The organism is Lentzea sp. HUAS TT2, assembly GCF_051853195.1.
GTDB lineage: Bacteria > Actinomycetota > Actinomycetes > Mycobacteriales > Pseudonocardiaceae > Lentzea.
Genome location: NZ_CP196667.1, coordinates 5,310,327 through 5,331,497 on the forward strand (window position 1 = coordinate 5,310,327; position 21,171 = coordinate 5,331,497).

At 69.2% G+C, this 21,171-nt stretch carries 19 protein-coding genes; 5 read left to right on the forward strand and 14 right to left on the reverse strand.

Going from position 1 to position 21,171, the window contains the following annotated elements; all coding sequences use genetic code 11:
• Positions 1-8: 8 nt before the first annotated feature.
• Complete coding sequence (locus tag ACSHWB_RS26560; protein WP_439655994.1) at positions 9-1,178, reverse strand: glycosyltransferase; 1,170 nt, start codon at positions 1,176-1,178, stop codon at positions 9-11.
• A gap of 11 nt (positions 1,179-1,189) precedes the next feature.
• A complete protein-coding gene (locus ACSHWB_RS26565; protein WP_439655995.1) occupies positions 1,190-2,428 on the reverse strand; it encodes an MFS transporter in 1,239 nt (412 codons plus the stop codon).
• Positions 2,429-2,872: 444 nt separating this feature from the next.
• On the opposite strand from ACSHWB_RS26565, the gene ACSHWB_RS26570 reads away from it, so the two are divergent.
• Both ACSHWB_RS26570 and ACSHWB_RS26575 read left to right on the forward strand, forming a co-directional pair.
• The gene (locus ACSHWB_RS26570) at positions 2,873-4,516 is read left to right on the forward strand and encodes a GMC family oxidoreductase (RefSeq protein ID WP_439655996.1); all 1,644 of its coding nucleotides are present in this window, start codon (positions 2,873-2,875) and stop codon (positions 4,514-4,516) included.
• 18 nt (positions 4,517-4,534) lie between these two features.
• Entirely contained in the window at positions 4,535-5,770 is a 1,236-nt protein-coding gene (locus ACSHWB_RS26575) for an MFS transporter (protein ID WP_439655997.1), read from the forward strand.
• Here ACSHWB_RS26575 and ACSHWB_RS26580 read toward each other — a convergent pair.
• Positions 5,745-6,554, reverse strand: a complete 810-nt coding sequence (locus tag ACSHWB_RS26580) for a phosphotransferase (RefSeq protein ID WP_439664669.1) — start codon at positions 6,552-6,554, stop codon at positions 5,745-5,747. The two genes, ACSHWB_RS26575 and ACSHWB_RS26580, sit on opposite strands and share 26 nt — an antisense overlap.
• A 286-nt stretch (positions 6,555-6,840) precedes the next feature.
• Between ACSHWB_RS26580 and ACSHWB_RS26585 the strand changes: the two genes are divergently transcribed.
• Positions 6,841-7,851 (forward strand): beta-ketoacyl-ACP synthase III, encoded by a 1,011-nt coding sequence (locus ACSHWB_RS26585; protein WP_439655998.1) that lies wholly within the window; start codon positions 6,841-6,843, stop codon positions 7,849-7,851.
• A 138-nt stretch (positions 7,852-7,989) separates the two neighbouring features.
• Here ACSHWB_RS26585 and ACSHWB_RS26590 read toward each other — a convergent pair whose 3' ends face one another.
• From ACSHWB_RS26590 to ACSHWB_RS26600, 3 genes are all read right to left on the reverse strand, one after another.
• The gene (locus ACSHWB_RS26590; RefSeq protein WP_439655999.1) at positions 7,990-8,136 is read right to left on the reverse strand and encodes a hypothetical protein; all 147 of its coding nucleotides are present in this window, start codon (positions 8,134-8,136) and stop codon (positions 7,990-7,992) included.
• 61 nt (positions 8,137-8,197) lie between these two features.
• Positions 8,198-9,628: a multicopper oxidase family protein gene (locus ACSHWB_RS26595; RefSeq protein WP_439656000.1), complete on the reverse strand. Its 1,431-nt coding sequence runs from the start codon at positions 9,626-9,628 to the stop codon at positions 8,198-8,200.
• A gap of 38 nt (positions 9,629-9,666) precedes the next feature.
• On the reverse strand, positions 9,667-10,191 hold the full coding sequence (locus tag ACSHWB_RS26600; protein ID WP_439656001.1) for a hypothetical protein: 525 nt from the start codon (positions 10,189-10,191) through the stop codon (positions 9,667-9,669).
• Between the two features lie 121 nt (positions 10,192-10,312).
• On the opposite strand from ACSHWB_RS26600, the gene soxR reads away from it, so the two are divergent.
• Positions 10,313-10,753 (forward strand): redox-sensitive transcriptional activator SoxR, encoded by a 441-nt coding sequence (gene soxR / locus ACSHWB_RS26605; RefSeq protein ID WP_439656002.1) that lies wholly within the window; start codon positions 10,313-10,315, stop codon positions 10,751-10,753.
• Between the two features lies 1 nt (position 10,754).
• Here soxR and ACSHWB_RS26610 read toward each other — a convergent pair whose 3' ends face one another.
• Genes ACSHWB_RS26610 through ACSHWB_RS26645 form a run of 8 tightly spaced genes read right to left on the reverse strand, consistent with a single transcriptional unit; the run spans position 10,755 to position 19,572 of the window.
• On the reverse strand, positions 10,755-11,864 hold the full coding sequence (locus ACSHWB_RS26610; RefSeq protein ID WP_439656003.1) for a DegT/DnrJ/EryC1/StrS family aminotransferase: 1,110 nt from the start codon (positions 11,862-11,864) through the stop codon (positions 10,755-10,757).
• Positions 11,861-13,075 (reverse strand): 3-hydroxybenzoate 6-monooxygenase, encoded by a 1,215-nt coding sequence (locus ACSHWB_RS26615; RefSeq protein ID WP_439656004.1) that lies wholly within the window; start codon positions 13,073-13,075, stop codon positions 11,861-11,863. The genes ACSHWB_RS26610 and ACSHWB_RS26615 overlap by 4 nt, the downstream gene beginning before the upstream one ends.
• A gap of 11 nt (positions 13,076-13,086) precedes the next feature.
• Positions 13,087-14,925 carry an anthranilate synthase family protein gene (locus ACSHWB_RS26620; RefSeq protein WP_439656005.1) on the reverse strand — a complete coding sequence of 613 codons (1,839 nt, stop codon included), beginning with the start codon at positions 14,923-14,925 and terminating at the stop codon, positions 13,087-13,089.
• The gene (locus ACSHWB_RS26625; protein WP_439656006.1) at positions 14,922-15,575 is read right to left on the reverse strand and encodes an isochorismatase family protein; all 654 of its coding nucleotides are present in this window, start codon (positions 15,573-15,575) and stop codon (positions 14,922-14,924) included. Before ACSHWB_RS26625 ends, ACSHWB_RS26620 begins: the two co-directional genes overlap by 4 nt.
• Before the next feature lie 20 nt (positions 15,576-15,595).
• Entirely contained in the window at positions 15,596-16,375 is a 780-nt protein-coding gene (locus tag ACSHWB_RS26630; protein ID WP_439656007.1) for a 2,3-dihydro-2,3-dihydroxybenzoate dehydrogenase, read from the reverse strand.
• Positions 16,372-17,535 (reverse strand): 3-deoxy-7-phosphoheptulonate synthase, encoded by a 1,164-nt coding sequence (locus ACSHWB_RS26635; RefSeq protein WP_439656008.1) that lies wholly within the window; start codon positions 17,533-17,535, stop codon positions 16,372-16,374. The genes ACSHWB_RS26630 and ACSHWB_RS26635 overlap by 4 nt, the downstream gene beginning before the upstream one ends.
• A gap of 4 nt (positions 17,536-17,539) precedes the next feature.
• Positions 17,540-18,514, reverse strand: coding sequence for a dTDP-glucose 4,6-dehydratase (gene rfbB, locus ACSHWB_RS26640; protein ID WP_439656009.1), 975 nt, complete (start codon positions 18,512-18,514; stop codon positions 17,540-17,542).
• Positions 18,514-19,572, reverse strand: coding sequence for a glucose-1-phosphate thymidylyltransferase (locus ACSHWB_RS26645; RefSeq protein WP_439656010.1), 1,059 nt, complete (start codon positions 19,570-19,572; stop codon positions 18,514-18,516). Before ACSHWB_RS26645 ends, rfbB begins: the two co-directional genes overlap by 1 nt.
• Positions 19,573-19,825: 253 nt before the next feature.
• Here ACSHWB_RS26645 and ACSHWB_RS26650 point away from each other — a divergent pair, with 253 nt between their 5' ends.
• Complete coding sequence (locus tag ACSHWB_RS26650; protein ID WP_439656011.1) at positions 19,826-21,151, forward strand: NDP-hexose 2,3-dehydratase family protein; 1,326 nt, start codon at positions 19,826-19,828, stop codon at positions 21,149-21,151.
• Positions 21,152-21,171 lie beyond the last annotated feature (20 nt).

Sequence of the window (21,171 nt, forward strand, 5' to 3'; positions counted from 1 at the left end):
CGTGCCGGTCAGTCGCGATAGCGGTCGATGCGGCCGATCGGCTCCTCCGGTTGCCAGGACAAGAGCGGGATGTGGGCGTTCACGGTCTGGCCGTTGTTCAGCAAGGCCGACGACGGGTGGTAGAGGTGCAGCATGCGGTCGTCGTACTGGTCGAACGCCGTCGCCAGCTGCACCCTCAGCACGAAGTCGAGATCTTCGCGCCCCCACCCCTCGAACCGTTCGTCCATGCCCCCCACCGCGGTGAAGACGTCCCTGCGCAGCCACACGCAGAGCCCGGGCGCGCGGTGGACCACGAAGCCGCGCAACCGTTCCGGGTCGGCGTCGGTGCGGCCCGCCACGCAGCGGTCCTCGATCGCGCGCTCGGACGCCGGGCCGTCGACGTACGTGATGTCCCGGAACGACATGAAGCCGCCGGCACCGTCCCGGTCGAACCTGGCCACGTTGCGCGCCACGAAATCCCTGTCCGGCAACGCGTCCGCGTCGAGCACGCAGATGATCGGTGCCGGCCGCACCGTGTTGACCACACCGACGTTCACCGTCCAGCACTTGTTGAACGGCCCGCCGTGCGGTGCGAAGAGGTGCTCGTCGGCGTAGTTCTCCGCGAGCCCGCGCCAGCGCGGTTCGTCGTCGGACTCGACCACCGTGACCTGGTAGCTCGACCTGTCCGCGCTCTGGTCCGAAAGGGACTTCAGGCAGGCGGCCAGGTTCCTTCCCCGGTAGGCGTCCCGGTCCCGGTTGCGGAACGGGATCACGATCTGCGCCAGCGGCTCCCCGGTGCCCGAAGGCTTCGAGGCAGGCCACTGCGTCCAGTCGGTCTCCGTCGTCGCCCGGTCGTAGTCCGCACCGACGTGGTAGCCCAGCCGGGAACGCCGCAGCAGGTCCCAGCCCGCCCGCGTCAGGTCCTCCGTCTTGCGGCCGGGGTCGTCGATGGCGGCCTTCGTCAGCGCGCGCACCTCCCGCCAGCGGCCCGCGTCGCCGGGATCGGCTCGCAGCGCGGCTACCGCGGCGGACAGCTCGGGGTCGCCGCAGGACGCGACCGCGTCGGCGACCGCCGCGAGCTGGTCCTGCAAGCGGTGCCAGTAGTACGGATTCGCGCCTCGCGCCCCGTCGTCCGCCTCGAGCACGGCGGCGTCGGCGACGGCGCGGGCCGGCTTGTCGGAGTCGGTCGGCCGAGTCATGGGTCCTCTTCTCATGCGGGTGTGGACTGCCGCGCGTTCTTGGCCCGCGGCGGGGTCTTCTGGTCGATCTCTGCGGGAAAGCGTTGGTGCAGGACGAAGAACACGGCCGCGGCCCCGGCCGCGAACGCGGCGAACGCCTGCCACACCGAGCCGGCCGAGGTGGCGAGCAGGGCGCCGACGATCGCGGGACCGCTGATGTTCGAGATCGACCACGACAGCTGGAACACCGCCACGTAACGGCCACGCCAGGCGGGTGGTGCCGCGGCGACGGCGAGGCTGGTCGCGGCCGGGCCCGCGGCGGTCTCGCCGAGAGCCAGGAACACCACCCCGCCGAAGACGAGCGCGACCGCGGGTGCCGTGGTCTGCACGGTCGACGCGCAGGCCAGAAGTGCGATGGCGACGAGGAAGAACCCGGCCCCGGTGATCGCGGTCGTGGTCCGTCGTAGTGCGCCGAGGCGTGTGGTGACAAGCGACTGCAACACCGCGGCCAGCACCATCTTCAGCGTCAGCGCGGACGCGGCCACCCACACCGCGAGCACCGTGTACCTGGACACGTACAGCGGCAGCACCAGCGAGGGGATCAGCCAGCCGAACGTCAGCAGCGTGTTGGCGAGCGTCAGCAGGAGGTACCGGCCGTCCCGCAGCAGGGCGGGCCAGCCGCCCTTCGGCACCACCGTGCGCGTCGCCCTCCGGCTGCGCACCGACAGGAACAGCGCGCCGGCGATGAGGGACGACGCGATGTTCAGCGCCAGCATCACCCTGAGCCCGCCGGTGCCGCCGAACGCGAGCGCGGCGGCGCCGAGTGCGCCACCCGCCGCGAGACTCGCGCTCTTGGCCATGTTGACCGTGGAGTACCACCGGTCCAGGCCTTCCTCACCGACCTGCTCGCCGACGAACACCGGCCACGTCGCCCAGTACATGCGGTCCGACAGCGTGACCAGCGCGACGCCGCACACGAGCACGGCCAACCCCGTGATGTGGAAGTAGAAGGAGAACCCGGCCGCGGCCACCACCGTCTGCGCCACGAGCACCCGCTGGGCGCCGAAGCGGTCCACGAGCTGGCCGATCAGCGGCGTGACCGGCAGTCCGACCAGGCTCGCCACGGTGATGACGAGCCCGAGCTGCGCGAGCGGGATGTCCGTCGTGTCCGAGAGGTAGAGGAAGGTGAGCGGGAAGAACGCGCCGGCGCCGACGGTGTCCACCAGCACGGCGACGAACAACCGGCGCCTGTCCGCCAGGCCTGCGCTCACCGGCCGGTCAGGTGTGGTCCACGAAGAACAGATGACGACAAGTCTCCACCCCCATGATGATTGTCGTGCGCCCGAGCGGGCGTCCCCGTTCATGTATATCACTGCTCGCCGATGTCGGTGTCATTGTGGTCTTTTCGGGTGATTTTGGTCCCGGTCTTTTCTGGAAACAGGAAAGTTCGGGCTGCTTTGCAAGACGGTGGTTCGCCCGCTGAGCACGGCTTTTGCGTCCTGCCGCAATTGCTCCTGAGTGGCGTGCCTGCAAGCGTGTGACCTGGAGTGATGCCCGTTGAGTGTTGTCAACGGGTGTGGGGCGCAGTTGCACGGGATGGCTGGAATCGTGTCCGTCTCCGCTGAATTCTTCTTGCCAGTGCAGATGGGCACCGGTAGTACTGGAATGGGGCCGCGAGGTGATTGGCGTCCGATCCACGAGACGAAAGGGCGTCGATGTCCAGGATTGAACGGGACGTTGTGCAGGACCCGGACGAGATCGCGCGCCGGGTGCAGGACGGAACGCTCACCCGGCGAAACCTGCTCAAGCTGTTCGGGGTGTCCGCGGCGTCGTTCGCGATCGGCTCCGCGGCCACCGGGACGGCGGGAGCCGCGGGTGTCCGCTACGACTACGTCGTCGTGGGTGCGGGATCGGCCGGCTGCACGCTGGCCGCGCGGTTGCTGGCGGACTCGCGTGCGAGCGTGCTGCTGATCGAGGCGGGCGGTTCGAACGACCTGCCGGAGGTGCGGGACTTCACGAAGGCCGGTTCGCTGACGGCGCCGGGATCGAGGCTGATCTGGCCGTACCAGTCCGAACCGCAGCCGGCGCTGCTGAACCAGCCGCAGTCGTTCGTGAGCGGGAAACTGGGCGGTGGCAGCAGTTCGGTGAACGGGATGGTGTGGGTGCGAGGCAACCCGGCCGACTACGACCACTGGGCGGCGCAGGGCGCGACGGGCTGGAACCACGCGAACGTGCGGTCCTCGCTCGACGCGCTGACCGGCCCGATCAAGCCGTCGAGCGAACTGACACGGCGCAACCTGCTCTCCCAGGCCACCGTGGCCGCGGCCGTCGACCTGGGTCACGCGTTCAACCCGGACTACAACGGCGCGACCCAGTTCGGTGTCGGCTACACGCAGCTCAACGTGGTGAACCAGATCCGCCAGGACGCGTTCACCGCGTTCCTGACGCCGTACCTCACCGACCCGCGCCTGACGATCATGACGGACGCGGAGGTCGCGCGGCTGACGTTCGACAACCGCAAGGCCGTCACCGGGGTCGTGATCAACGCGGGCGACCGGCAGTTCACGGTCCGGGCCGAGCGGGAGGTCGTGCTCAGCACGGGCACCATCAACACCCCGCGGCTGCTGCAGTTGTCGGGCGTTGGCGCGGCGTGTGACCTGGCGCCGCTGGGGATTCCCGTCGTCGCGGATCTGCCGGGGGTCGGTGCGAACCTGCACGACCACGTGGTCTCCGTGACGCTCAAGAAGTTGCGCGCGCCCGAACCCGAGTCGCACATCACCGCGATGGACGTCAACGTGTTCACGGGGCGGGGGAGGGTGCCGGGGACGCCCGCCTACCAGTTCCAGGTCTACTACACGCGCGACGGGTATCCGCCGTTCCCCGGGAACTCGATGTCGGTCGGGTTGATCAACCTGCACCCGACCAGCCGCGGGTACGTGAAGCTGAGGTCGGCCGATCCCGCTGTGCCGCCGGTCATCCAGCCCAACTTCCTGCAGACTTCGGAGGATCTCGACACCCAGTTGGAGGGGTACCGGCTGGCGATGGAGCTGATCAACTCGCGTGGGTTGCGCGACTGGGTGACCGACGAAGGTTCCCTGCCCGGTCCTGGGTTCGACACCAGGGAGAAGTTGATCGAGGCGGTGCGGAAATACTCGCAGGCCGACTTCCACGCGGTGGGCACCTGCCGGGTGGGGACGGACGCTGATGCCGTTGTGGATCCGCAGTTGCGGGTGCGCGGGGTGACCGGGCTTCGTCTGGCCAGCGCGGCGATCATGCCCAGTGTCACGTCCGGGAACACCAACGCGCCGTCGATGATGATCGGGGACCGGTGCGGCAGGCTGATGCTGGGGCGTTCCTGACTGACAGCGGCGGAGGTGGTGGCCTTGGCCCTTGAACGGCTCGGCCGGGACTGGTGGGTTCTGCTGGTCGCTCAGGCGATCAGCACCACCGGGACTCAGGTGACCGTGGTGCTCGTTCCCGCTGTCGCGATCCTGGCGTTCGGTTCTGGGATTGGGTCTGCGACTTTGTTGCTGGTGGCGGAGTTTCTGCCGGCGGCGTTGCTGGGGCCGTTCGGTGGGGTGCTCATCGACCGGCTGCGGCTGAGGTCGGTGCTCGTGTCGATGGACTTCGTCCGAGCCTTCGCACTGGCTGGTGCCGCGGTTGCGATCGCGTCGGGTGTGCAGTCCATCTGGATTCTGTACGTCCTTGCCGGCGTCTTGGGTGTGGCGTCGGCGGTGTTCGATTCCGGTGTTGAGACCGCTATTCCTTCGCTGGTGCCGGATAGTCAGCTCGATCGCGCCAACGCCACTCGTTCTGGACTGCTCAACCTGGTCCGCATCGCGGGGCCGGGGCTGGGCGGTTTGGTCATCGCGGTGGCGTCCACGCAGGTGGCACTTCTGCTCAACGCCGCCGCGTTCTTGGCGTCGGCCGTGGTAGTCGTCGCCGCGACCGCGTTGCGCAGCAAGGTCCACGCCGATCCTGCTGAACGCCCGTCCGTGCGCCGGCAGCTTCGTGAAGCCGTTCGGTACCTGCATGAGGATCTCGTGCTTCGTCGCAGTGTTCTCGGGACCGCGACTTTGAACGTTGCAGGCAGTGGAATCGGGGCACTCTTCTTCGTTTACGCCTACCAGCAGTTGCTGCTCGATCCCGGCCAGGTCGGCTTGACCATGTCGGCGTTCAGCCTGGGTGCTGTGGTTGGTGCCGCTGGTTCGGCGTGGCTGACGCGGCGGCTCAACGCTGGTTTGGCTTGTGCGTTGTGCGCTTCTGTTGCGGCAGGCGCTTTGTTCCTGATTCCCGCCGCCGCGCTCGGCCGGCCGTTCGAGCTCCTGATCGTGTACCAGTTCGTCTTCGGCGCCGCGGCTACTGCATGGGCCACGATCCTGTTGTCGTTGCGGCAACGGCGAACCGTGCCCGCGATGCTCGGGCGGGTCAGCGCGTTGATGAACGCTGTCACCGTGGCCACGGTTCCAGTGGGCGCGGTGATCGGTACGGTCCTCGCCGGGATCATGGGACTGACCTCGGCGATGCTGGTGCTCGCCGTGTTGGCCGCGGCGACGCCGATGTTCTACTGGAGCCCGGGCTTCCGCATCACAGGCAGTCGACGTGCTTTCTGAGCGGTGCGACGAGGTCCGGGTGAGCGCCCCTGTCCGCGCGGTGCAGGAGGCGGGCGGCCACGTAGAACTGGGCCAGCAGTCCGGCGTCGGTCGCCAGGACGTCGGCGAACGTGTCGCGCACTCGCTCGGCCGTCTGCGGCACGAGGAGGCTGTGGCTGAGCAGGGTGGCCGCGTCCGTTCCCGCAGGACCGCGGCCCCAGGATTCCCAGTCCAGCAGGCCGAACCCGGGGCCCATCAGGTTGGCCCAGTGCAGGTCGCCGTGCACCGTTTCCCATTGGCGCACAACGGGGTTCACTGCGCTCCCGAACTGCTGCTGGATGCGGCCGGTGACCAGGGCCTGGTCGGCGTTGACGCGGGTGGTCGGCATCGCCGCGACCGACTCGCTGGTGCCGCGCAGTTCGGTCCACCACTCGTCCGGGAGGTCGGCGGTGCGGCGCAGGACGTCGGTGGGGGAGCACGGCGCGCCGGGCAGCAAGGTCATGAGCTCCGCGCGTTGGTGTCGGCCGTGTTCCCACTCGAAGACGTCGACCACGCGGGGCTTGGACAGGGTGGTGAAGGCGTTGGCTTCGAGGTTCCCGGTCCAGAACTCGCCTTCGGTCCACTGCCGGTCTTCCGAGACGACCCGGAGCCACATTCCTTGTGCCGGCGCGCTGATCGATCTGTCCAGCCAGCCGAGCAAGGGCCTGCCGGTGACGGTGAGCTTGAAGTGTGCCGCGGCGTGGTCGAGGTTCTTGTGCATCCACTCGCGGAACCGGGTGTCGGCCTCGGTGAGACGTGTGCTCAGCGTGTGGCCGCGGGCGGGCTGTTCTGACACGGCTCGTTTCTAGTGCTTGGAGTTGCTCTAAGCGAGGCGCCTCGAGGTCGTTGCTTCCTCCAGGTGTCGCGGACGGTGGCCACCTCCCGAACCTGAGTTAATTTCGCGTCTACAACCCTTGTGTGCCAACGGGTTCGCTACCGGTGAGTAACTCAGGGGTGGACGCGTGATGAACCGCACGGGGTGCGCCGGTGTCCGTCGGGCTCGGGTATTTTCGCGCTTGGAACCATCCACATGCTGAGAAAGTGGCGACCTGTTGACCGAGCACGCCCTGCGCCCGATTCCCGTTCTGGAAGCCGTAGCGGGCTGTGTGCCGCCCAGGGTGGTGTCGAACGACGAGTTGCCGGCGCGCTGGGAGACCAGCGACGAGTGGGTGCGCAGGCGCACCGGGATCGGCACGCGGCACTGGGTCGACGAGGGCACGTCCACCGGTGACCTGGCGCTGGCCGCTGCCGAGGCGGTGCTCGCCAAGTGTTCGAGCAGGTCAGTGGACCTGGTGCTGGTGGCCACGTCGACGCCTGATCACCCGATTCCGGCGATGGCACCCGCCCTGGCCGCGAAGCTGGGACTGGCGGGGGTGGCGGCGTTCGACGTCGCGGCCGTGTGCACGGGTTTCGTGTACGGGCTGGCCACGGCCAGCGGGATGATCGCGTCGGGAATCGCCAAGCGGGTTCTGCTGGTCGCGGCTGACGTCTACTCGACGCTGATCAGCCCGGACGACCGCGGCGCCGGCGTGGTGTTCGGTGACGGGGCCGGTGCGGTGGTCCTGCGTGCGGGTGAACCTGGTGAGCCCGGCGAGATCCTCGGCTTCGACCTCGGTAGTGACGGCGAGGGGCACGACCTCATCGTGGTGCCGGGTGGTGGCGCGCGGGATCGGGCGGAGCCCGGGCGGTACGGGGAGCCGGACCGGTGTTTCCGGATGAGCGGACGCGAGGTCTACCAGCACGCCGTGGCCCGGATGACCGAGTCCTCGCTGGCCGTGTTGAAGAACGTTGAGTGGACCACGGCGGACGTCGATCGTCTGGTCGCACATCAGGCCAACGCCCGGATTCTGTCGCTGGTCGGGAGTCGGTTGTCCATTCCGGACGAGAAGGTCCTCGGCAACATCGAACGGGTCGGCAACACCGGTGCCGCGTCCATTCCGCTCGCGCTCGCCGACGCGGTGGCGCGGCAGGAGATCCACGCGGGGGAGCGGGTGCTGCTGACGGCGTTCGGTGGGGGTCTCACCTGGGGATCCGCCGTGCTGGTGTGGCCGGAGGTCGTCTAGGGCAGGCCGGGTGTCAGGCAGACAGAGGCTGGCTCGATGGGTGTGATCGAGGTCGTTGACGAGGTGACCACGGCCCGCTGAGCCGCCGACGCCGCGCTCTCGCTCGAGTAGCTGCGCCGGCGGGCACGACCATCCCGGTCAGCGGGCCGGGGTCGACGTGCCGTTGCGCGGCAGGGTGATCCGCACGGGTGACGAGGTCACGTTGCGGAACAGCTGCGGGGCGAGCCGCAGCGGCTGTTCTCGAACTTCCTGTACGGCTACCAGAGCGTTCCGCTCGCGCTGCACGGCTGAGAGACGGCAAAGGCGGGGCGAGGTCGTCGCGACCTCGCCCCGCCTTTCGCGTCCGCTAGGGGAGCACCTGCATGTTGGCCATCATCGCCATCGACGAGTGGTCGAAGAAGTGGCAGTGGAACGGGTAGACGCCGGTGTACTCCGAGTCGAACTTGACCAGGATCTTCACGGTCTGCCCGGCGGGCACCCGCGCGGTGTCCTTCGGGTACGCCTCCCACTCGCCCACGGGCTGCCCCGCCCGTTCCAGCACGCGGAACTGGACGAGGTGCAGGTGGATCGAGTGCGGGAAGTTGTACTGGCCGTCGTCGTTGACGACCTCCCAGAGCTCCGTCGTGCCGCGCTTGACGGTCAGGTCGATCCGCTTGGGGTCGTAGGCCTTCCCGTCGATCGCGTAGAACGTGTTCGTGGGGTCCCTGGCCAGCACGATCCGCCGCGTCACGGTCGGGGTGCCCAGGCTCTCGTGGTCGCGGAGCTTCGCGGGCACCACGCTGTCGTCGGTCACCGGCTGGCTGGCGATCTCGAAGCGGAGCAGCTGGCGGCCAGGCGTCTCGGGGCCGTTGAACGTGTTCTCCAGGATCACGTTGGAGCCCAGCGGGAACTTGCTGAAGTCGACGATGATCTCGGCGCGTTCGGCAGGCCACAGCTCGACCTCCGGCCGGTTGACCGGGCGTGCCAGCAGGCCGCCGTCCGACGCGATCTGGACGACGTCCTTGGTCGGGCTCAGTGCCAGCCGCACCGGGCGCGAGTTGGCCGCGTTGATCAGGCGCAGCCGGTACTTGCGCGGCTTCACCTTGTGCGTCGGCTGGATCGCGCCGTTGACCAGCACCGTCTTGCGGTTGGCGAAGTCGTCGAGCTTCCAGACCAGCTGGCCCTCGCCGTCGAACTGGGCGTCGCGGATCACCAGCGGGAGGTCGAACTCGCCGCTGGGCAGCCGCAACGCGTCGGTCTCGGGGTCGCTGATGAGGTACGCGCCCGTCAGTCCTCTGTAGACCTGTTCGGCCTCGACGTGGTGGGCGTGGTCGTGGTACCAGAGCGTGGCCGCCGGCTGGGAGTTCGGGTAGTGGTACAGGCGCGACGCGCCGGGGTCGATCGTGTCGAGCGGGTGGCCGTCGCTCTCCGGGGCCACGTTCGCGCCGTGCAGGTGCACCGCGGCGGGCGTGGACAGCTTGTTGGTGACCTTGACGACGGCCGCGCGGCCGCGGCGCGACTTGATGGTCGGGCCGGGGAAGCTGCCGTTGAACGTGAGCAGCTGCGTGTCGATGCCCGGGAAGATGCGGGCCGTCGCCGGGGTGACCACCATCTCGTAGTGGTCGGCGCTGCGCGAGGATGTCACGGGCCTGAGGACGGGCGGGATGGGCAGCGGCACCGAGAACGGCGTGACCACGGGCGGGTCGTCCGACAACGCCGACGCGAGCTGGTGCGCGGGCAGGACCATGCCGGCACCGGCGATCGCGCCGAGTCTCAGGGCGTCTCTTCGGCTGAACATTCTTTCGGGCACCTTTCCGGAAAACTCGAGAACCCCTCTTACGGAACACCGAAAAGCAGAACGCCGACGATCGCGAAGACGAACGTGTATTGGAGGATGACGACCGCGGCGGCGAGCGTGTTGGCGAAGGAAATGGCCGGACCGAGTGCCAGTGTCGCCACCAGCAGCGTGACCATCGCGGTGGTCGCCGCCACCAGGAACGAGAAACTCAGTTTGGCCGCGATTCCGTCGGTGTCCCAGCGGAATCGGCGCACGGCACACGCCACCAATGCCACGGCGACGAGCATCACGTGCATGCCCAGCAACGCGAGGCCCGGAAGGTTCGCCAGCGCGTCCCCGGTGATGGGCGCGACCTGCCGGGACCCACTGCTGTGATGGCCGCTCCCGCTCAGCCCGAGCTGGGTGGCCGTCGGAATGGAGTCCGTGGGCAGGAACAAGGCTTTCCCGCGCAGCACCCACGCCATCAGCGCGGCGCTGCCCAGTGCGAACAAGGCGACCAGCGGCACGCGCAACCGGATCACCGGGCGCGCGGCAGCACCAGGCGTCAGGACCTCGGTCGACATCTTTCCCCCCAAGACGAAGTGTCCCTGCCGACAAACATATGCACCGCATCTAGAGGATCTCTAGCGGTGACATCGGGACAGCGGTGGTGGCGGCGCCGGGCGGATTTGCGATAATGGGTGCATGGAACGGCCCTCCGCGGAGCTCACGGTCGGGCAACTGTCCGACCGCAGTGGTGTCCCCATTTCCGCGTTGCGCTTCTACGAGCGGCAGAATCTGATATCCAGTCGCCGCACCGCGGGAAACCAGCGCCGTTACCCCCGTGACACGCTGCGCCGGGTCGCGCTGATCCGGATCGCCCAGCGAGTGGGGATCTCGCTCGCCGACGTCCGGGAGATGCTGTCGACCCTGCCCGGAGACCGGGTGCCCTCGCGCGTGGACTGGCAACGGATGTCTGAGCAGTGGCGTTCGGAGCTGGAGGAGAGGATCCGCCGGTTGCGGCAGCTGCTCGACGAGTTCACCGAATGCGTCGGGTGCGGCTGTCTGTCGATCGACCGGTGCCTGCTCGCCAACCCGGACGACGTGCTGGGCGAGCAGGGCCCCGGACCCCGGCGTTTGGACTGACCTAGAGAGTGGCCAGCACCTCGCGGATCGCGCTGATCACCTTGTCCTGCACGTCCTCCGACAGCGACGCGTACATCGGCAGCGAGAAGATCTCGTCGGCCAGCCGTTCGGTCACCGGCAACGATCCCGCCTGGTAACCGAGGTGCGCGAACCCGCTCATGGTGTGCACCGGCCAGCGGTAGCTGACGTTCAGCAGGACGTCGTAGGCCTGCAGCCGTTCGATGATCTCGTCGCGCTTCGGGTGGCGGACCACGTAGAGGTAGTACACGTGGTCGTTGCCCGCCGTGACCGACGGCAGCACCAGCGACGTGTCTGCCAGGCCCTCCGCGTAGCGCTCCGCGACCCGGCGGCGGGCGGCGAGGTACGAGTCGAACCTGGTCAGCTTGCGCCGCAGGATCTCCGCGTGCACCTCGTCCAGCCGCGAGTTGTGGCCCGGCGTGGAGGTGACGTAGTACTGCTTCTCCATGCCGTAGTAGCGCAGCCGGCGCAGGTTCGTGTCGACCTCGTCGTTGTTGGTGATGGTGGCGCCGCCGTCGCCGTACGCGCCCAGCACCTTCGTCGGGTAGAACGAGAACGCCGCCGCGTCGCCGATCGTGCCGGCGAGCCTGCCGTGGTGGCGGGCGCCGTGCGACTGGGCGCAGTCCTCCAGCAGCGAGAGACCGTGCTTTGCCGCCAATGCCTCCAGCGGCGCCATGTCCACGCACTGGCCGTAGAGGTGCACCGGCAGCAGGCACTTCGTGCGCGGGGTGATGGCTGCCTCGACCTGGCTGGTGTCCATCAGGTAGTCGTCCTCCCTGATGTCCACGAACACCGGCGTCGCCCCGACCTGGTCGATCGCGATCACGGTCGGCGCCGCCGTGTTCGACACGGTGATCACCTCGTCGCCGGGACCGACGCCCAGCGCGCGCAGGGCGAGCACGATGGCGTTGGTGCCGTTGTCGCAGCTGACGCAGTGCCGCACGCCGTGGTAGTCGGCGTACTCGCGCTCGAACCCGCGCACACTCTCACCCATGACGAGCACGCCGGACCGGAACACCGTGTCGACGGCGCCGAGGATGTCGTCGCGCTCCTGCTCGTACTCCGGCAGGTAGTCCCATACGCGCGTAGTCATTGCAGTGCAGCACCTTTCGCTGAGAGCTGGTCGATGTCGGTGAAGTCGCGGGCGCCGTGCAGCCAGGAGACCTTGTCGTGCAACGCCGTCGCCGACAAGGCCGACAACATGTCGTTGCGTACCCTGGCTTCCACGCCCGACGGGTGGAACAGCCGCGTGCCCATCTCGCGGGACACGTGCTGCGCCCGCGCGGTCCTGTCCCGGCGGACCGCGTTGTACTTCAACGCGCACGCGGCGAACTCGTCCGCGCCGCAGTCGAGCAGGTCGCCGAGCACGACCGCGTCCTCCAGCGCCTGGCACGCGCCCTGCGCCGCGTACTGGAGCATCGGGTGGGCCGCGTCGCCGAGCAGCACGACCCGGCCGTCGGTCCAGCCCGGCACGGCGTCCCGGTCGCACAGAACCCAGGTGCGCCAGCCCTTTCCCAGTTCGAGCAGCCGTCGCGCGGGCTCGCTCAGCACCGGGAACCGGGCGTGCACGTGCGCGGTCTCGACGGGTTCGCCGACGACGACCTCGGTGGCGGCGTCGTCACGGGTGATCGCCATGTTGAAGAACCGGCCGTTGCCGATCGGGTAGTGCACCAGGTGCCACTTCGGCCCGGCCCACAACGTGACCGAGTTCGACCGCAGTTCCGCTGGCACCTCGGTCATCGGGATGACGCACCGGTAGATGGTGTGGCCGGACACGCGGGGTGCGCCGTCGCCGACGAGCTGCCGCCGGACCGCCGACCGGATGCCGTCCGCGCCGATCAGCAGGTCCGCACCGAGCCGTTCGCCGGTGGCCAGCACTGCCGTGACGCTGGAGGAATCCTGTTCGTAGGAAACGACTTGGCTGTTGGTGCGCAGTTCGATGTTGTCGTGGTCCCTGCACGCCGACAGCAACGGCTGGTAAAGATCACCGCGCTGCACGACCGCGTACGGGTTGCCGAACCGCTGCCGGTACTCGCCGGTCAGCGGCATGCTCGTGATGCGTTCGCCGGTGGTGCCGTCCATGAGCCGCAGCTCGTCGATGTACACGGCCGTGGCCCGCACGTCCGCGCCCACCCCGAGCAGGTCCAGCGCGTGGAACGCGTTGGGCGCCAGCTGGATGCCCGCGCCGAGCTCGGTGAACTCGCGGTTGCGTTCGGCGACCAGCACGTGGTGGCCGCGCTCCGCGATGCCCAGCGCGGCCGCCAGGCCGCCGATCCCGCCGCCGGCGACGAGGATGTTCGCCATCTTCTTCCCCCTCAGCTGCCGACGAGCTCGACCAGGAGCTCGCGGATGACGGACAGGCCGTCCTTGCTCAGCACCGACTCGGCGTGGAACTGCAGCGACCGGAAACCCTCGCCGCGCAACGCGTGCACCTCGCCGCTGTGCTCGTCCCTGCTGACCTCGACGACGCGCCCGTCGCAGTCCACTTTGTCCTGGTCGCTGAGCGCGGCGAAGCTGTTGTAGAACCCGACCCGCACCCGCCGGCCGAACAGGTCGATCTCCCGCCCGACCCCCTGGTTGGGCACGGGTCTGCGGTGCAGCTCGAACCCGAGCAGCCGGCTGAGCACCTGGTGGCTCAGGCACACCGAGAGGAACGGGCGGCCCTCGTCGAGCAGGTGCCGGATGGTCGTGGTCAGCGCGTGGATGCGGGGGTCGTCGTCGCCGGGGTCTCCCGGTCCGGGACCCATCACCACCAGGTCGTGCTCCCGCACGTCGTACGGCTCGTCGAACCGCGCGATGGTGACCTTCAGTCCGAGCGAGCGCAGCAGGTGGCCGAGCATCGACGTGAACGTGTCCTCGGCGTCCACGACCAGCACCGTGCGCCCGGCCAGCTCGGGCACGTCGTGGCTGCGCGGCCGCAACCAGTGGCCCGCCACGCGTTCGTTGCGCTGCCCCAACGCCTGCAGCACCGACGGGTCGCGGCCGAACGTGCCCACACCCGGCGAGCTGAACGCGGCGAGCAGCCCGGCCGCCTTCGCCCTGGTCTCGTCCGCCTCCGACTCCGGCCGGGAGTGCCGGACCAGGGTGGAGCCGACGCCGATCCTCATCCGGCCTGCCGCGTCGACGTCGGCGGTGCGGATCAGGATCGCGGAGTCCATGGTCCGCTCACCGCCGGCGTCCCTGCCGATCAGCGCGGCCACCCCGCTGTAGTAGCCGCGGCCGCCGGGCTCGTAGCGGCTGATGACCCGGCACGCGTTCTCGAGGGGGCTGCCGGTCACCGTCGGCGCGAACATGGTCTCGCGCAGGATGTCGCGCACGTCGAGAGAGGTGTGGCCCTCGATGAGGTACTCGGTGTGCGCGAGCTGCGTCATCTCCTTGAGGTACGGCCCGTACACGCGTCCGCCGGTCGCGCAGACCCGGCCCATCATCTTGAGCTCCTCGTCGACGACCATGAACAGCTCGTCGGTCTCCTTGGCGTCGCCGAGGAAGTCGAGCACGTCCGGCAGGGTCGGGCCGGTCGACGGGTAGCGGTACGTCCCGCTGATCGGGTTCATGACCGCCGTGCCGCCGGCGACGCTGACGTGCCGTTCCGGGCTGGCGCCGACCAGCGTGCGCTGTCCTGTGTGGACGACGAACGTCCAGTAGGTGCCGGACTCCAGCCGGGCCAGCCGGCGGAACAGGGTCAGCGCGCTGTGCGTCGAGTAGCCGGTGATGTCCGCGACGAACGAGCGCCTGATGACGAAGTTGGAGCCCTCGCCGTGGCCGATCTCCTGCCCGACGACCTGCCGGACGATCTCGGCGTACCCGTTGTCGTCGACGTCGAACGTGCCGCCGGTCATCGCGATCGGCACGTCCGGCAGCCTTGGCAGCGCCTCGTTCAGCGGCAGCACCTCCTGGCCGGTCACCTTCAGCACCAGCAACGGGGTGCCGTCGTCCACGCAGCTGTACCCGCGTTCCGCTATCTGCCGGTACGGCATGAGCACCAACGCCTCGTGGCCCGGCCCGGTAGCGGTCAGCGGCACGTCCGCGAGCGTGTCCACTGAGGACACCTCACCGACGATGACGTCGAGGCTGTCCGGGTCGGTGGCGCGGCGGTGCAGCAGTGCGAACGGGGGCGGGTCGGCGGCGGTGACCAGGTCCAGCAACCCGGTCATGCCATCGCCCCCACGGCACCCAGGGCGCTGAGCACGTCCCCGGTCGTGGTCACCATGGCGCTGCGCTCGGCCGCGTACGACACCGCCATCCGGTGGTACTCCTGCGAGAAGTCCGCGATCGAGTCGGCCACCAGGAACGCCTGGATGTCCTCGGACATGGCGTCCACAGTGGTCATCAGCACGCCGACGTGCGCGTACACCCCGCAGCAGATGAGCTGGTCGCGTCCGGCGGCCCGCATGCGCGCCAACAGGTCCGTGCGACAGAACGCGCTGTAGCGCCACTTGGTGAAGACCCAGTCCTGCGGCCGCGGGGCGACCTCGGCCACCACGTCCCGGTGCTCCGGGTCCTTGGACATCCCGGAACCCCAGAAGTCCCGCAGCAGACCGCGTTGCTCCGCGGTCATGTCACCGGGCTGCGCGGTGTACGCGACCGGGATGCCGAGGGCGGCGGAGGCGTCGCGGATCCGGGCGGTGTTGGCGACCAGGTCGGTCAGCGGCTGTTCGCCCTGGGGGAAGAACCGCAGGAAGTAGTGCTGCATGTCGTGGATCAGCAGCACCGCCCTGGCCGGGTCGATCCGCCAGTCCACCGTGTTGGCTGGCAACGCGTCGGCGGCGGGCATCGGGTAGGGGACGATGGCGGGAATGGGCATGGGGAAGAACCTCGCAGGGGTCAGACGCCGAGCGTGGCGCCGCCGTCGACGGTGAGATCGTGCATGGTCACGTGCGCGGCCTGGTCGGACAGCAGGAACAGCACGGCGTTGGCCACGTCGGCCGGCCGGGCCAGCTTGCGCAGCGGGATCCCGACGCGGTAGGCGTCGAGCTTGCCCTCGATGGACGTGGCGGTGGCGTCACCGCCGTTCCACAGGGCGCGCAGCATCGGGGTGTCGGTGGAACCGGGAGCCACCAGGTTGCACCGGATCCCGTAACGGGCGACCTCGAGGCCGAGGCACTTGGTGAACATCGTCGACGCCGCCTTGGACGCGGCGTACGCGCCCATGCCGACCCGCGCGGTGGACGCCGAGTTCGACGCGACCGTCACGATCGCGCCCGAGCGGCGCGGCACCATCCGCCTGGCCACCGCACGGGAGGTGAGGAAGACGCCGTTGGTGTTGACCTGGAACGTCCGCGACCAGTCCTCTTCGGACAGTTCGGTCACCTCGGCGACGCGCAGGACGCCCGCCGCGTTGACCAGGTAGTCGATCGGCCCGAGCTCCTGCTCGACCCGCTCGACCACGGCCTCCACCTCGGCGCCGTCGGTCACGTCGGCGGGAAACCCGTGCACGTTCAGGTTCTCGCCGCGCAGCTTCTCGACGCAGACGCCCAGCTGCTCGGCGTCGTTGTCGACGGCCGCGACCGCGAGGCCCCGCAGGGCGAGCGCGCGGGCGATCTCCACGCCCATGCCGCCCGCGGCCCCGGTGACCACAGCCGTCCGTCCGCTCAGTTCCGTCATGTCGCGCTCCTGTTCGGCCAGGCGGCCACGACCTCGACCGCTTGCGCCACGTTGAGCCGTGGATCGCACAAACTCGTGTAGGGACCGGTGATCGCCTCGTCCGCGTGGTCAGGGCCGGCGACGCACTCGGTCACGTGGTCGGGGGTGGCCTCCAGGTGCAGGCCGCCGGCGACCGCGCCCTCGCGCGCCATGACCGAGGTGAACCGCTCGACCTCGGCGATGACCGTTGCCACGTAACGGGTCTTGAGCCCGCCCGCGAGCGTGACGGTGTTGCCGTGCATCGGATCGCACATCCAGATCACCGGGTGGCCCGCCGCGCGGACCGCGCCGGCCAGCCCCGGCAACCGGGACGCGACCGACTCCGCGCCCATCCTGGCGATGAGCGTGAGCCTGCCGGGCTCGCGGTCCGGGTCCAGCCGTGCGCACAGGCCGAGCAGGTCGTCCGTGGTCATGCCGGGACCGACCTTGCACGCCACCGGGTTGACCACTGTGGACAGCACGGTCACGTGGGCGCCGTCGAGCTGTCGGGTCCGTTCGCCGATCCACGGCCAGTGCGTCGACGACAACAGCACGCCTTCGGCGTCCTCGCGCAGCATCGGCACCTCGTAGTCCAGCAGCAGCGCCTCGTGGCTGGTCCACACCGCCGGCTCGGTGTCCTTGCGGGCCCGGATCGCGTCCATCGCCGTGCTCGCCGCCCAGTAGCCGGACAGCAGTCGTTTCGGGTCGGGCCTGCGCAGTTCGGGGTCGGGCTCCGGGCTGTTCACCATGTGCCCGCGGTAGACCGGGACCTGCCGGCCGTCGACGATCTCGACCGGCCGCGAGCGGGGTTTGCCGAACTGGCCCGCGATCCGCCCGACCCGCAGCACCGGCCGGCCGGACTTGAGCATCAGGACGTCGGCGAGGATGTCGAGCAGCGCGGTCTTGCGTTCGACGTGCCGGGAGGTGCACTCGGTGGGGTCCTCCGCGCAGTCGCCCGCCTGCAGCACCTGGTACTCGCCGGCGGCGACACCGGCGAGCAGGGTGCGCAGCCTGCGCACCTCGGCGCCCGTGACGAGGCCGGGCAGGTCGGTCAGCTCGTCGCGCACCTGGGCGAGCAGCGCGGTGTCCTCCCACGCGGGCTGCTGGTGGGCGGTCGGCAGGGTGGCCGTCAGACGTTCCACATGATCACCTTGTTGTCCGCAGGAGCGGCTTCCACCAGCCCGGGTTGTCCCGGTACCACCGGACGACACCGCTCAGTCCGTCGTCGAATGACCATCGGGGCGCGTAACCCAGCTCCGACCGGATCTTCGAGTCGTCGATGGCGTAGCGCAGGTCGTGACCGAGGCGGTCCTCGACGTGCCGCACCATCCGCCAGTCCGCGCCGCACAGGTCGAGCAGCCGTGCGGTCATCTCCCTGTTCGACAACTCCGTGCCGCCGCCCACGTTGTAGACCTCGCCGGCCCTGCCACCCGTCAGCACGAGGTGGACGGCGCGGCAGTGGTCGTCGACGTGCAGCCATTCGCGCACGTTCACACCCTCGCCGTAGAGCGGCACGGGCTCACCGGAGAGCAGGTTGGTGACGAACCGGGGGATGAGCTTCTCGACGTGCTGGTACGGCCCGTAGTTGTTGGTGCAGCGGGTGATCCGGACGTCGAGCCCGTGGGTCCGCCAGTACGCCAGCGCGACCAGGTCGGAGGCCGCCTTCGAAGCGGCGTAGGGGGAGTTGGGCGCCACCGGCTCGGCCTCGGCCCACCGGCCGGTGCCGATCGAGCCGTACACCTCGTCCGTGGACACGTGCACGACGGTCCGCACGCCCGCCGCCCGCGCCGCCTCCAGCACGCTCTGCGTGCCTTCCACGTTGGTGCGCATGAACGTCAGCGGTCCGTCGATCGAATGGTCCACATGAGACTCGGCGGCGAAGTGGACGACGTGGTCGTGGCCGGACATCACGCGGGCCAGCATCGGGCCGTCGCAGATGTCGCCGATGACGAACGTGAGCCGCGGGTGGTCCATCGGCAGGTTGGCGGTCGAGCCGGCGTAGGTCAGCTTGTCCACGACGGTGACCTCGGCGCCCTCGCAGCCGGGGTACCCGCCGTCGAGCAGGGTGCGCACGTAGTGCGAGCCGATGAACCCGGCCGCACCCGTGACCAGGATCCGCATCAGGCGGCCACCTCGGCGGAGGCGTGGTCCCCGATGACGAGACTGTGCTGCTCACCGGTGGCCGACACGCGCGCCCACCTGCCGATGATCGAGCCGCGCAGCTCCCGCACACCGCTGACGTCCGCGCCCTCCAGCAGGATCGAGTCCTCGACGTGCGAGTCCGTCACCACACAGCCGTTGCCCACCGCGGTCGACGGTCCGAGGTAGCTGCCGGTGATGACGCTGTCCGCACCCACCACCAGCGGGCCGACCAGACGGGACCGGGTGACCACCGCGCCGGGTTCGACGACGACGGTGCCGAACGTCGTGGACTCGGCGTCGACGTGACCCCGTACAGAAGGCGTGATCCGTTCCAGCAATGCACGGTTGCACTCCAGCAGTTCGTTGACGCTGCCGGTGTCCTTCCAGTAACCCGTGTACTCCTCGGCGGTCACCAGTTCGCCACCCTCCACCATGATCTGCAGGGCGTCGGTGATCTCCAGCTCGCCGCGGGCACTCGGACGCAGGCCGCGCAGCGCGTTGTGGACCGCGGCCGTGAAGAAGTACACGCCGACGACCGCCAGGTCACTGCGGGGCGCGGCCGGTTTCTCGGCCAGCTCGCGGACCACGCGGTCGCGGTCGACCACGGCGACGCCGTACTGCCTGGGGTCGGGCACCTTCACCACGAGCAGCTGCGCGTCGGGCCGGCGCTGCTCGAACGTGGCCGCCGCCGCGGTGATCCCGTCGGCGAGCACGTTGTCGCCGAGGTACATCACGAAGTCGTCGTCGCCGAGGAAGTCCTGGGCGACCAGGACGGCGTGTGCGAGGCCGAGGGGCTGTTCCTGGTGGACGTAGGTCACGCGCAGACCCAGCTCGGAGCCGTCGCCGATCGCGGCCCGGATGTCGGCGGCCCGGTCGCCGACGACCACGCCGACCTCCCGGACACCGATCTGCCGGATGTTCTCTAGACAGTGCTGGAGAACCGGTTTGTTGGCGACCGGGACCAGCTGCTTGGCCATGGAGTGGGTGAACGGACGCAGTCGTGTGCCCAACCCTCCGGACAGCACCAGCGCTTTCATCGGTGACCCTTTCGCTCATCGCATGTGGTTACCGGAACTCACGATGCCCGAGGCGCAACGCGGGCAGTTCGAGGCGACTTAAAGGCTCGCCAGGAAAACGGCCGGGGAATCGGAACTCAGTGGTGTGGACCAGAACTCCCGCAACGTCCTGGGTCACGCCACTAGCTCCCCTCTAGCAGCTCGTTCTCGTCTCACTAACTCGGTGGCCGATGCTGGGGGACACGTGGTCGCGGCCGCTTCGGCGTGTCGGCGAGTGGACGATCTGACGGAGGAAACCCTTGTGTTCCAGCGAATAGCGGATTTCCACGAATGGTTCGCCGAGCGCAGGTCCGCGAGCGCCTGCGCGGTGTCCCGCGCCCGCCTGGACCGGCTGGAGGGCTGGCAGATCCAGCAAGGCACGGGCACGATCCAGCACCACAGCGGGAAGTTCTTCGCGGTGGACGGACTGGAGATCAGCACGGACCACGCGCCTGTCGACTCGTGGACGCAGCCCATCATCATCCAGCCGGAGTCCGGGATCCTCGGCATTCTGGTGAAGCGGTTCCACGGCGTCCCGCACTTCCTGATGCAGGCCAAGGTCGAGCCGGGGAACATCGGGCTGCTGCAGCTCTCCCCGACCGTGCAGGCCACCCGCAGCAACTACACGCGGGTGCACAAGGGAAAAGCGGTTCCCTACCTGGAGTACTTCCAGGCACCGCGGCGCGGCCGGATCCTGTCCGACGTGCTGCAGTCCGAGCAGGGCTCGTGGTTCCTGCACAAGCGCAACCGCAACATGATCATCGAGGTCACCGAGGACGTCGAGGTCCTGGAGGACTTCTGCTGGCTGACCGCGGCACAGCTCGGTGAGCTGCTGCGCTGGGACCACGTCGTCAACATGGACTCCCGCACGGTGCTCGCCGGGTGGCCGCTGAACGAGACCCGCTGGGGCCACGACACCGCCCTCGACCGCGACGAGCTCTCCGAGCTGCTGAGCTGGTTCACCGAGGCCAAGTCGCGCTACCAGCTGACCCGCCAGCGCATCCCGCTGACGAACGTGAAGAACTGGGTCCTCTCGCCGGAGCGGATCAGCCACGAGAACGACGCCTACTTCTCCATCATCGGCGTCGACGTGGAGGGTGCCGGTCGTGAGGTCGCCGGCTGGTCGCAGCCGATGATCGAGCCGCGGCACTCCGGCGTGGTCGCGTTCGTGACCCGCCACGACGGTGACGAGCCGAGCGTCCTCGTGCACGCCCACACCCAGGCCGGCACGCACGACGTCGTCGAGATGGCGCCGACCGTGCAGTGCGCGCCGGGCAACTACGAGGACACCCCGCCGGAGGGTCGTCCGTCCTTTCTGGACCACGTGCTGTCCGCCGGTCGCGAACGGATCCTGTTCGACGCGCTGCACTCCGAGGAGGGCGGCCGCTTCTACCAGGCGGAGAACCGGTACCTGCTCGTCGAGGCCGGCCCGGACTTCCCCGGGGAGACCGGGCAGGACTTCGCCTGGATGACCCTGTCCCAGCTCGCTGAGCTCGCCCGCTACGGCAACTACGTCAACGTCGAGGCGCGCAACCTGCTGGCCTGCCTGCTGTTCACCTGAAACCCACTCGAGGAAAAGCC